At 33.7% G+C, this 12,229-nt stretch carries 11 protein-coding genes and 1 pseudogene; 4 read left to right on the forward strand and 8 right to left on the reverse strand.

Features of this window, described 5'->3' with window-relative positions:
• Nucleotides 1-58: 58 nt before the first annotated feature.
• The 3 genes from L1276_RS07310 to L1276_RS07320 all read right to left on the reverse strand — a co-directional run bounded on the left by L1276_RS07310 (nucleotide 59) and on the right by L1276_RS07320 (nucleotide 2,691).
• Nucleotides 59-712, reverse strand: coding sequence for an HD domain-containing protein (locus L1276_RS07310; protein ID WP_253786445.1), 654 nt, complete (start codon nucleotides 710-712; stop codon nucleotides 59-61).
• A gap of 193 nt (nucleotides 713-905) precedes the next feature.
• Nucleotides 906-1,898, reverse strand: a complete 993-nt coding sequence (locus L1276_RS07315; protein ID WP_253786446.1) for an acyl-ACP desaturase — start codon at nucleotides 1,896-1,898, stop codon at nucleotides 906-908.
• A gap of 46 nt (nucleotides 1,899-1,944) precedes the next feature.
• Nucleotides 1,945-2,691, reverse strand: coding sequence for a 1-acyl-sn-glycerol-3-phosphate acyltransferase (locus L1276_RS07320; RefSeq protein ID WP_253786447.1), 747 nt, complete (start codon nucleotides 2,689-2,691; stop codon nucleotides 1,945-1,947).
• A gap of 126 nt (nucleotides 2,692-2,817) precedes the next feature.
• Here L1276_RS07320 and rnpA point away from each other — a divergent pair, with 126 nt between their 5' ends.
• The 4 genes from rnpA to L1276_RS07340 all read left to right on the forward strand — a co-directional run bounded on the left by rnpA (nucleotide 2,818) and on the right by L1276_RS07340 (nucleotide 6,575).
• Nucleotides 2,818-3,222 carry a ribonuclease P protein component gene (gene rnpA / locus L1276_RS07325; RefSeq protein WP_253786448.1) on the forward strand — a complete coding sequence of 135 codons (405 nt, stop codon included), beginning with the start codon at nucleotides 2,818-2,820 and terminating at the stop codon, nucleotides 3,220-3,222.
• A gap of 70 nt (nucleotides 3,223-3,292) precedes the next feature.
• Nucleotides 3,293-4,126, forward strand: coding sequence for a DUF4349 domain-containing protein (locus L1276_RS07330; protein ID WP_253786449.1), 834 nt, complete (start codon nucleotides 3,293-3,295; stop codon nucleotides 4,124-4,126).
• A gap of 2 nt (nucleotides 4,127-4,128) precedes the next feature.
• Nucleotides 4,129-5,766, forward strand: a complete 1,638-nt coding sequence (locus tag L1276_RS07335; RefSeq protein WP_253786450.1) for a S41 family peptidase — start codon at nucleotides 4,129-4,131, stop codon at nucleotides 5,764-5,766.
• 5 nt (nucleotides 5,767-5,771) lie between these two features.
• Nucleotides 5,772-6,575 carry an OmpA family protein gene (locus L1276_RS07340; RefSeq protein WP_253786451.1) on the forward strand — a complete coding sequence of 268 codons (804 nt, stop codon included), beginning with the start codon at nucleotides 5,772-5,774 and terminating at the stop codon, nucleotides 6,573-6,575.
• Between the two features lie 119 nt (nucleotides 6,576-6,694).
• On the opposite strand, the pseudogene L1276_RS07345 reads toward L1276_RS07340, so the two are convergent.
• The 5 genes and pseudogenes from L1276_RS07345 to L1276_RS07365 form a co-directional block, all read right to left on the reverse strand.
• Nucleotides 6,695-6,847 (reverse strand): annotated as a pseudogene (locus L1276_RS07345) (GNAT family N-acetyltransferase); the annotation flags it as partial.
• Nucleotides 6,848-6,868: 21 nt separating this feature from the next.
• Nucleotides 6,869-7,837 (reverse strand): DUF4837 family protein, encoded by a 969-nt coding sequence (locus tag L1276_RS07350; RefSeq protein WP_253786452.1) that lies wholly within the window; start codon nucleotides 7,835-7,837, stop codon nucleotides 6,869-6,871.
• 48 nt (nucleotides 7,838-7,885) lie between these two features.
• Nucleotides 7,886-9,718, reverse strand: coding sequence for a LysM peptidoglycan-binding domain-containing protein (locus tag L1276_RS07355; RefSeq protein ID WP_253786453.1), 1,833 nt, complete (start codon nucleotides 9,716-9,718; stop codon nucleotides 7,886-7,888).
• Between the two features lie 110 nt (nucleotides 9,719-9,828).
• Nucleotides 9,829-11,016 (reverse strand): phosphoglycerate kinase, encoded by a 1,188-nt coding sequence (gene pgk, locus L1276_RS07360; protein ID WP_253786454.1) that lies wholly within the window; start codon nucleotides 11,014-11,016, stop codon nucleotides 9,829-9,831.
• A 216-nt stretch (nucleotides 11,017-11,232) separates the two neighbouring features.
• Nucleotides 11,233-12,207: a type IX secretion system membrane protein PorP/SprF gene (locus tag L1276_RS07365; RefSeq protein WP_253786456.1), complete on the reverse strand. Its 975-nt coding sequence runs from the start codon at nucleotides 12,205-12,207 to the stop codon at nucleotides 11,233-11,235.
• Nucleotides 12,208-12,229: the final 22 nt, after the last annotated feature.

Here is a 12,229-nt window from a genome sequence, read left to right on the forward strand (position 1 = left end):
TCTTTTTGATAAACAAAACATTTAAGGCATTTAAAACTGAATACTGAGACTGAAAAACTTATTTTACCCCATCCCATTCTGCATAGAATTGAGCAAGAAATAATTCCATGAAATGATGACGTTCGGCCGCGATTTGTTTTCCTTTTTCAGTATTCATCTTATCCTTTAAAAGCAAAAGCTTTTCGTAGAAATGATTAATTGTTGGAGCATTATTTTTTTTGTACTCCTCTTTAGTCATATTGGTTATGGGAGCAATTTCTGGATTATGCAGTGTTCTGTTTTTAAATCCGCCATAATTAAAAGCTCTAGCAATACCAATTGCGCCAATTGCATCTAAACGATCTGCATCCTGAACAATATCTAATTCGACAGAAGAGAATTTCTTTTCAAAATTCCCGCCTTTATAAGAGATATTTTCAATGATTTTAACCACATGAAGGATAATGTCTTCTGAAACATTTTCTGACTCTAAAAACAAACGTGCCGTTTTTGGCCCAATCGTTTCATCTCCGTTATGAAATTTGCTGTCGGCTATATCATGAAGTAAAGCGCCTAACTGAACAATTGTAAGATCACAATTGGTTTCTTTTGCAATTAAAAGCGCGTTTTTGTAAACACGTTCGATATGAAACCAGTCATGACCGCCTTCGGCATCATTTAATTTCTCTTTTACAAAAGCGATGGTTTTAATTATAAGTTCAGAATTATTCATAAGTCATGTTTTTGTGGTAAGGCGGCACTCGGATTTAACCGATGAAACGGATTTACACGTGTGTTGTATTCTTTAAATAAAAAATGTTGATTGTTGAATTTTTAAAGCTTCAACAATCAACAATGTTTTCATATCAATATAAATTGCAAAATCAATTCTAAATCTAAAATCAGAAATATACGATCTAAAATTTTTACAATCTCGCAGGTTCCACCCATTTAAAGATGTGACCTTCGGCCGGAATTACTAGTCTTTCAGAAATTCTAGCCATACGAGCTGGAAGTTTCATTAAGTAATCACGTGCTTTTTCAGCTTCATCTGTTAAGTTGGTGATTTTATCAACTTCCCATTTGTTGATTAATTTTTGCATAATATCAACGTAATCGTTTGCAGTGTAAACTCCAATACGCTGAGCAGAATCAGAAAACTGCTCAAAAGCAGTACTAATTTTTTGACCAGATTCTCTTAAAAAGTGAGCCGGCATAACGATTTTCTGCTTCATCATGTATTGAAACGCTAACATCATTTCACTCGGGTCAACCTGAAAAATTCTGGTTACAAATTCGCTGTATGCATGGTGATGACGCATTTCGTCACCTGCAATCATTTTACACATCTTAGACAATTTGTTATCTCCAAATTTTTTCGCGATCTGCGCTACTCTATTATGCGAAACGTAAGTTGCTAATTCCTGAAAACTAGTGTATACAAAGTTTTTGTACGGATCAGTTCCAGTTCCAATATCAAAACCGTCGTTGATTAAATGCTGTGTTGTCATTTCGATTTCACGCATATTAACACGGCCAGACAAATACAAGTATTTATTTAAAAGATCTCCATGACGGTTTTCCTCTCCGGTCCATTGTCTGATCCATTTTGACCAGCCATTTCCGCCGTTTTCTATTTGATCAATTCCTTCCACATCCATTAACCAAGACTCATATGTTGGCAGAGCTTCCTCAGTGATTGTATCACCAACAAGCGTTACCCAAAAATCGTATGGCAATTCTTTAGCAATTTCACGCAATTCTTTTACCTCCTCAAAAAAGTTTTCTCCTTCAGAATTAGGTAGGAAATCAGACGGCTGCCAAATTTTTTCCACCGGAATTAAATACTGTTCAACGAAGCTGTCCACGTTTTTTTCCAAAAACTGCATCACTTCTAATCGAATGTTTTTTATAGACATTATTTATTTTAAATTTGGGTTTTTACGTTTTAGCTCGGACTAAAACTTAAACCTGTTTATACTCGTTTACTCCTTCTACAACTGCTTTTTCTGTTAAAGCCATCAACTCGGCAAAATCATAATCCTTAACGGCCATAGCTTTATGTGCGGTAAAAGTTAAATGATTTCCTAAGCCCACAGGAAACATTCCATAGCGAACCATTTTCCATGAATTATTAATACTTACCGGTACAACATACGCAGATGGTGCGTATTTACATAGAATTTTTAAACCACTTTGGGCAAATTCTTTAGGTTTTCCAGTTTTACTTCGGGTACCTTCCGGGAAGATCACAGCAGATCTAGTGTTTTTTTCAATATATTCAGACAAGCCTTTGATTACTGGAATCGCTTGTTTAGGATCTTTACGGTCAATTAAAACAGATCCTCCGTGGCGCAAATTAAAAGACACACTCGGAATTCCGCTTCCTAACTCCTTCTTACTTACAAATTTACAATGAAAACGTCTAAAGTACCAAATCATTGTCACTATATCGTACATACTTTGGTGATTAGCCACAAAAATGATGGGAACTCCTTTTGGAATAGTATCTACTCCTGTAATTTTATACGTTGTTCCCACTAAATGTGTACATCTTAAAAGACAGAGATTTAAATAATCAACACTTTTTTTGTGAGCCTGATAACCAAAAAGATTAAGGCAAATCCATTGTATTGGGTGAAAAACCGCCAAACACAATCCAAAACATAAATAAAAAATTACGGAAATTGGATATGAAATTATCTTCTGCATGCTTGAAAAAATTTGAGGTCAAAAGTAGTAAATATATTTTTAGCGGTAGAAAAATTGAAAACAATAACCGTTTTTATGGTTTAATTGTACCTTTGCCTATAAAATTGCAAATTTTTTCTGAATTAAATGAACTTTACCTACCCTAAAAATGAACGCTTAAAGAGCAAAACGACGATTGGATTACTTTTTTCTGAAGGAAAATCGGTTTCAAAATATCCTCTTCGTTTGGTTTACCGTCAAGCGGAAGAAGCTTATCAGGGAAATACTAAAGTGGGGGTTTCGGTTTCTAAGAAATACTTTAAAAAAGCAGTTGACCGAAATTACTTTAAAAGAGTTTTGAGAGAAACCTACAGACTTAACAAACATTTACTTTTGGATAATCTGCCTCAGCCGTATTCGTTCATGCTTTTTTACCAGACAAAAGACAGATTATCTTACGAAGAAATCAATATCAAAACGATTCAGTTGTTTGAGAAATTTGTGCAGCAGCTAAATAAAACTCCTGAATCTGAAATCAAAAAGGAGTTATAAGCCTTCAAAGTCAACTTTGTAGATCAAATCAGATAAAGAATTATAAAAAAATTGTAGTTTTAGCACTAAATTGAAATTTTATGCGATACATTTTCTTTTTATCTGTAATTTTTGTGTTCTTTCGGGATGTAGTAAAAATGAGGCTCCTAATGAAGAACAAGCAGCTTCGATTAGTGCAATTAAATTGCCTCCAAAAAAATATGAATCAGGCGGTGCAGATAAAAATCCAGATGTTTCTTCAACTCAAATTGAACAAAAAATCATAAAACAAGCATCGCTTCGATTTGAAACCAATGATTTAGAAGAAACATACAAACAGATTCAAACAGCGGTTAAACAAAGTCAGGGAAAAGTTCAAAATGATTCTGAAGGAAAAGACTATGGCACGCTTTATCGAAATATAACGATTAGAGTTCCAAGTCAGAATTTTGACAATTTTATCAATACAATTTCAAAAGGCGTATCTTATTTTGAGAGAAAAGAGATAACTGCAGAAGATGTTACCGAACAATATATCGACTTAACGACAAGATTAAAAAACAAAAGAAAACTTGAAGAACGTTATCTTCAAATATTACAGAAAGCCACTAAAATTAGTGAAATCTTAGAAATCGAAAAACAGATTTCGATTATCCGCGAAGAAATTGAAGCTAAAGAAGGCCAGTTAAAATATTTAGAAAGCAGAGTTTCTGAAAGTACGGTTACAATTGAGTTTTATAAAAACCTGCCGGAACAAGAAGCAGTGCAATTATCATACGGATCTAAAGTCTGGACCGCTATTAAATCAGGATTTTTTAGCTTGTCAAGTTTCTTTATATCAATTATCAGCATTTGGCCGTTTATTATTATAATTGTTGTATTAGCCTATTTTATTAGAAAGAGAATTAAAAGAAAAAAATCATAGTCATGTATCCTTATTTCAAGAAGAAATTCATCATACCAACTGTTGTGGCAGGATTTTTATTTATTGGAACCAGTTTCAAAGAGGACTTTTTTGAAATTGCCAAACAAATTGAAATCTTCACAACTTTGTTTAAAGCCGTAAATACTAATTATGTAGACGAAACAAATCCAGGTGATTTGATGGACAAAGCCATTAAAAGCATGCTGGGAAGTTTAGATCCTTACACGGTTTACTTTAACGAGCAGGATGTAGTAAATTTCAAAATCAACAATACGGGAGAATATACCGGAATTGGCGCTATGATTGCACGTAAAAAAGATCGTTTGATTGTTCGTGAACCGTATAAAAATTATCCTGCAGATAAAGCGGGACTAAAAGCGGGTGACGAAATTATCCAGATTGGTGATGTTTTGATTGCTGATTTTAAAGATGATGCTTCGCAATTGCTGAAGGGAACTAAAAACACTAAAATTGCTATAAAATATCTTCGTCAGGGAAAAACTTTTACGACTGAATTGGTTTTGGATGAAGTGGATATTAAATCGGTCCCGTTTTATGGGAAAATCGATGAGAAAACGGGTTATATCGTTTTGGCGCATTTTAGCAGAAAGGCTTCCGCCGAAGTTAAAGACGCTTTAGAAAAATTAAAAGCCGATGGTGCAACGCAGATTGTATTGGATTTGAGAGGGAATCCGGGAGGACTTTTAAATGAAGCTATTGATATCTGTAATTTATTTGTTCCAAAGAATGAGGTCATTGTAACAACAAAATCAAGAATCGAAAAACATAACAACACCTACAAAACAACTAAAGAACCTATTGACACACAGATTCCTCTTGCTATTTTGGTTAACGGAAGAAGTGCATCGGCATCTGAAATTGTTTCCGGGGCTTTACAAGATTTAGATCGTGCCGTGATTTTAGGTAGCCGTAGTTTTGGAAAAGGTTTGGTACAGCGTTCTGTTGACCTGACTTATGGAACGCAGCTGAAAGTTACAATTTCGCGTTACTACACGCCTTCGGGACGTTGTATACAGGCACTTGATTATGCACATAAAGACAAAAACGGAGTTGCCCAAAAAACAGATTCCAAAAATTTCAATGCTTTTAAAACCAGAAAAGGAAGAACGGTGTATGATGGCGGCGGTGTTTTACCGGACATTGAGTTAGAAGAAGCCAAAATGAGCCCAATTACAACCGCTCTATTGAAAAATGATGGGATATTTGACTACGCAACATCATATTATTATAAAAACCCAAATTTAGGCGACAAAATACCTGTTGTTACTGATGCTGATTATACAAGTTTCAAACAATATCTAAAAACGAACAAAATCACTTTTGATACAGAAACAGAAGTTGCCTTGAAAAATACTTTGGCTGCAGCCAAGAACGAAAAGATTGACGAGACTATTGCTCCGGAATATCAACAATTATTAGCCGCATTGGAGAAAAGCGAAACCACATTATTGGATAAAAATCAAAAAGAAATTAGAGGTTTAATTCAGGAGGAGCTGATCAAAAGATACCAATACCAAGAAGGATTGTATCAATTTTATATTAAGAACAATTCAGAAATTAAAAGGGCAGTAAACGTATTGAATAACCAAACTGAATATAAAACGATTTTAAAAATGTAGAAAAAATGAAACTTTACCGGGTCTTATTTTTGTTTATTATTTACAATTTAACGGCACAGTACAAACCAATCGAAACAGTTTATTTTGATTTCGACAAGTATGACCTTACTGAATCGCAGACTAAAATTGTAAATAAATTTATAAAATCAATAGACACGACTAAAGTTGAATCTATTCAGATTTATGGTTACTGTGATGACCGTGGTACGGATGATTACAATTTTCGATTATCTCACGATCGGGTTAATACGATACAAAGTTTATTAGTTTCATCTGGATTTAAAGAAAGTAAAATTGTTATTCTGGAAGGAAAAGGCCGCGTGGTTGTTCGGCCTGATACTGTTGAAAATCTTTATGAAACCCGTTTACGCAATCGGCGGGTGGATTTGATCTTAGTGAAACGAAATAGTTTTGGAAAAGATATTTATACTTCTTTTAAAGACAAACTAAAGGTTGGTGATAAAATATATCTAGAAAATATTATGTTCGATATGGGAAGTGCCAGATTAACGCATAGCTCAAAAAAAGAACTGGACAGAATTGCGCTTACTCTTCAAAAACAGAAAAATATACAATTTGAAATTCGCGGACACGTGTGCTGTACTCCAGAGATTTATAGTGACGGAATTGACAAACACACAAGAGAAAGAAGACTTTCATGGAACCGTGCGAAAACAGTTTTCTATTATTTAAGTTCGAAAAAAGTTTCTAAAAACAGAATGACTTACCAGGGATGCGGTAACAAATTCCCTTTAAAAAAGGGTGATAATTACGATCGTAGAGTAGAGTTTTTAATTACTAAGATTTAGTTTATGACTTAAAGTTTTACTCTAAACTAAGTTGTTAAATCTTTATATTTAAATTAGTTGCTTAAAAAAATAAAACAGTATTTTTAAAACGCAACTTTGTTTCGTTTATGTTTTTACTTCTAATTTCGAATCATTTCTATGTGCGGAATATCATCTTCTAAATACATTTCGCTTGTTTGTACAAACCCATGACTTTCGTAAAATTTCTTTAAATACAATTGTGCTCCAATTGTAATTTTGTCTTTTCTGAAATTCGATTTTATTCCGGCAACTGGAAAATCTGAAACAAAGCCTTATCGTTTGTCTATTTTTACTGATTTTATAATTGCTTCAAGATCGAGCATTAAGTCGCGTTCCTGATTTGAGGGAGAATAACAAAATCCTTCTATAACTAAGATTCGGTTATAAACAGGATCTACAATTGCGTAATTGATGAAAGGTCCGGCCATGAAATCGTTTTTTAGCTCCCATGTGCCTTTGGTTTCAAAAGCTTCTTTTCCATCAAGTGATGTATTAGAAAAATAAGGTGCATAAGCTTCGCCGGTAATCATTGGTGTATTTGGTTCTCGGCCTTTAATATAACGACCGACAGAATCTCTCATTTTGATAATACTGCCCACTACATTTCCTTTTGTCTTAAAATTGTGCAATGGAATTTGGTAGATCAACAAACTGGTATTACCGCTGATAATGTCTTTTTTAAGCCAGATGAAATTCTTTTTATGAAGAACATATTCATATCCGGTTGGAATTTGGATATCTATATGGAATTTGTTTTTGATAACTGCCGGATTTAAAAGTGATTTGCTGTTTTCATCCTGAATTCTTTCTATTTCGGCATCGCGAATTAATTTGATAATCTGTGCCGAATTTAATTCGATACTGCAAATGATATCATCAATAGATTTTCCGTAAATGCGAAAAGTATTGTGAGGCAAAGATTTGCTATGGGTAATTTCGAATTTTTCGTTTGCGGTTTTTTTAACTACGATAATACTTCGACTATCGGTTACAAATCCTTCAAGGAGTTTTGCAGGATATTGATTAATTGTAAAAAGAGGCTCTTCCTGAGTTAAGCCCAGAACAGGCGAAGCGAATTTATTTCGAATAGTATCGCCAACTTCGCCATACCATAATTGATCGTCGATAATTATAGAAATGGTGTTTGCTTTTCCAGAAACTGGGTGAGACTGCCTATCTGTTTTTAAACAAGAAATCAGTACAAACGGAAGTATAAGCAATAAAAAATGGGTTTTATTCATTTTTTTAATTTAATGAAATAAAACCCAAATTTAAATAAGATTTTTTTATTATCCGTTTATTTTAAGTTTCATTCCCGGTTTAATATCTTCATCTTTAATATCATTCCATTTTTTAATATCTGAAATTGTTACTCCAGGATATTTTTTAGAAATGCTGTATAAAGAATCACCTTTTTTAACGTAATAATCTTCGGCTGCACTTTTTGCTGAAGGTGCTTTTTTCTTGAATGAGTCTACAGAATTTGAAGCGATTGCTGTTGAAACAGGCTCTTGAATTTCTGTAACTATTTTAGAAACCACTAATGTTTTTCCTAAACCAATATTATTAGACGTAAGATCATTTAATTCTTTTAAGTCCGCAATAGTCGTACCGAATTTTTTAGCAATGCTGCCTAAATTGTCTCCAGAAGCTACAACGTACTCTACAGTTTGAACTGAAACTTTATCTTTATCATCATTTGAAGCGATTGCTTCTTCAGTATTTTTATCAATTGCTGGTATAGATTTAGGCTCTTTTGTCACTTTTGCAGATGCATCAATGTTTGATTTAATTTTTAAAGATCTTCCTAAAGCAATAGCATTGGATTTAAGATTGTTCCATTTTTTCAAATCAGAAACATTCACATTATACTTATCTGCAATTGCGCCTAAGTTGTCTCCTTTTCTAACTTTATAAAACTGAATGTCTTTTGATGTTTCTACAGCTTCTCTAACTGGTTTTCCTTTTGGAGCTATTTTAGCTGCTAAACGTGTTGGTATTGTTTTAAACATTGATTCGTGCTGTACATAAGCGTAAATTTTATCTTCGTTTGAAACAAAAGCTGCTATTTTATCTTTTGGCAGACGAAGGAAATTTTGTTCACCATGATAGGCCGGCACGACATTTAATTTATAAGATGGATTTAAAAGCTGCAGTTGTGATTGCGGCATATCTAACAAATCGGCAATTTGCTTAAACGACATTTGATTTTTGATCGCAATTGTATCAGTTTCATAGTTTTTAAGAACTGCCCTTTCCGGATTGATTCCGTGTTCTTTATGATATTCGAAAAGGTACATCGTAGCGTAAAAAGCCGGCACGTATCCTTGTGTTTCTTTTGGAAGATGATTACGAATATCCCAATAACCTGTTTTACCTCCAGAACGACGAATTGCTTTTGTAACGTTTCCTGGTCCTGAGTTATAAGATGCTAAAACTAATTCCCAGTCGTTAAAAACATTAAACATTCTGGTCATGTAATCTGAGCATGCTGCTGTAGCTTTAAGAGGATCGCTTCTTTCGTCAATATAAGAGTCGATTTTTAGAGCGTATTGTTTTCCGGTTCCGTACATAAACTGCCAAAGTCCGGTAGCGCCCATTTTAGAAACTGCTTTAGGGTTTAAAGCAGATTCTACAACGGCCAAATATTTTATTTCCAATGGAATTTTTTCTTTTGCGAAAGTTTCCTCGAATATTGGAAAGTAGTATTCTGATAAAGCCATTAATCGTGAAAACGATTTTTTACGATTCTTAAGAAATGACTTTATTACATTTTCTAATCCCTGATTGTATTCTATCTCAAAAGGAGATTTAGCATTCATTGCTGCCAAACGCTGTTTTAAGAGCTCTGTTGGCAATTCTTCATCTACCGTAACGTCCTTATTAATGGTTTGAATGTCTTTTGTCAGATCATCGTAGATATCTAAACTTACTAACTCATTCATCCAAAGACTGTCAACTCTCGCCGCCAAATCGTCTTTTTTGAATGTGCTTTTAATAGAATCTAAATAGGACAATTTTACTTCGGGCTTTATTTCTTTTGAATGTTCTGCAGTTTCCTGCGCAAACATCGACATCGAAAATAAAGCGGTAACCACTAAGGAGATTTTCTTTACAATCATATAACATTTTTTTAAAATTCTATAATTCAACTAATTACAGGACTTGTATTTTTGCAAACTTATAAAGTTTAACGTTTAAAAATATGCAAAAAAATGTTAATTGTGATATTTTAGTCTAAAATTGCAGCAATTCCAGGTAAAATTCTTCCTTCTAACATTTCAAGCATTGCCCCGCCACCAGTAGATACGTAGCTCATTTTGTCTTCAAAACCGAACTGTTTTACTGCAGCAACAGAATCACCTCCTCCAACTAGAGAAAATGCACCATTTTTAGTTGCTTCTGCAATATAATCACCTAAAGCAATAGTTCCTTTTGAGAATGTTTCCATTTCAAAAACACCTAACGGACCATTCCAAAGGATAGTTTTTGACTCTAAAATCACTTTTTTGAAGTTCTCCAGAGATTTTGGACCTGCATCAAGACCTTGCCATCCATCAGGAATTGCATTTACATCTACCACTTGTGTATTTGCTGTATTTGAGAAATCATCTGCAGCCACTACATCAACCGGAATGTGTATTTGAACATTTTTCTCTTTTGCTAATCTTAAAATTTCAAGTGCTAAATCCAGTTTGTCATCTTCGCAGATTGACTCTCCAATTTTTCCGCCTTGTGCTTTAATAAAAGTAAAAGTCATTCCGCCGCCAATAATCATGTGGTCAACTTTGTCTAAAATGTTCTCAATAACTGTAATTTTTGAAGAAACTTTAGATCCTCCTAAAACTGCAGTAACTGGTTTTTCGCTATTTTTAAGCACTTTGTTTAAACTTTCAATTTCTTTAGCCAATAAAGTTCCAAAGGTTTTATCGTTTGGAAAAAATTGTGCAATAATTGTTGTTGAAGCGTGAGCTCTGTGCGCTGTTCCAAAAGCGTCATTCACATAGATATCCCCAAGTGAAGCTAATTCTTTTGCGAAAGCAACATCTCCAGCTTCTTCTTCAGCATGAAAACGCAAATTTTCAAGTAATAAAACTTCTCCTGGCTGTAGGTTTTTAGCAGCTGTCTGAGCTGGTTCTCCAACACAGTTTTCAGCAAACTTAACCTCAACACCTAAAATTTCAGAAGCTGTTTTTAAAATGTGTTTTAAAGAATATTTTTCTTCAGCACCTTTTGGTCTTCCTAAGTGCGACATTAAAATTACACTTCCGCCCTGTGCTAAAATAGTATCGATAGTTGGTTTTGCAGCTTCAATACGTGTAGTATCGGTTACATTAAAATTTTCATCTAACGGCACATTAAAATCAACACGGATAATTGCCTTTTTATTTTTAAAGTCGAAATCGTTTAGAGTTTTCATTTGATAATTTTTTAGTTTTTTTGAAAGAAAAACAAATATAGAACATTTCGGCTTGTGTTAAATTCGAAAAAAACGAAAAATAGTACATCATTACAACGAAAACGATGTAAACCTTGAAAAAAAACAAAAATTTAGGAAATAAGGAAAAAAATGGATCTTCTATAAAACATTAAAACTTACTGTAGTTTAAATACAGTAAGTTTTAAGTTATAATTTTTAATCGTGAACTGGTCCTTGTGTACACGGACAGTTACTAATCGATTGTAAGAAATCAAATCCGATAGTGACAACGTGCGTTCCGGTATTGTAGTTTCCTAAGTCGTTGAACATGATTTGATAAGAATATCCAAAATAGAATTTAGATTTCATAAAACCTGCCATTGGTCCAACGGATAATGGTTTTGGAAACTGGTCATTTAAGAAACGGTATGAAACTCCAATCCAATAATAATCTTCGTAGCGGTTGTATCTTCTGTACTTGAAGTTAAAATCGGTTGTAGAACGTTTATCACTTGCAAAATATTGGTAATAAACAGATGGTTCATATTCGATACGGCTGTTTTCTCCGTCTTTGAAAATCATACCTGTGTAAACCTGATAATTTGAAAGCAGATCCGGCTCTACTCCACGATACTTGTTTGTGTTTTTCTTTAAAACGTTATTGGCATTAAAACTTATATAAAAGTTCTTGTTTCGGTACAAGGCACTAATATCAAAGTTGTTATTTGTTGTATAACGGTTATCTGTTACTGACGGATCTAAAATTGGATGTTCTATTGTGTTATTAAACTCATCGACATCAATTCTAAACGTATTAAAATTATACGAAAGTCCGAAAGACAAATATTGTTTAGAATAATAATCTAAAATAATGTGATGCGCAAAAGATACTTTGGCTCCTGTTTGTTTAGTGTATCCATTTTTATCATTGTACATAGAGATACCCACTCCTGAACGATCAAGAATTCTAAAATCGGCATAAAGAGACTGGTTTTGAGGGGCGTCTTTAATCCCGACCCATTGTGTTAATCCGTTGGCTCTTATTCGAAGGTTATCTCCAATACCTGCATATGCAGGAGAAAGTACAAAAGGGTTATCAGCTAAATACTGTGTAAACACCGGTAGGTTTAACTCTTGGCTGTAACTTGTTGTTACAGCCATGAGTACTAAGGATAAAATAAACTTTTTCATTGTATTAATTTTTTTAGATAAC

The organism is Flavobacterium sp. HSC-32F16, assembly GCF_024171645.1.
In the GTDB taxonomy this organism is placed as follows: domain Bacteria; phylum Bacteroidota; class Bacteroidia; order Flavobacteriales; family Flavobacteriaceae; genus Flavobacterium.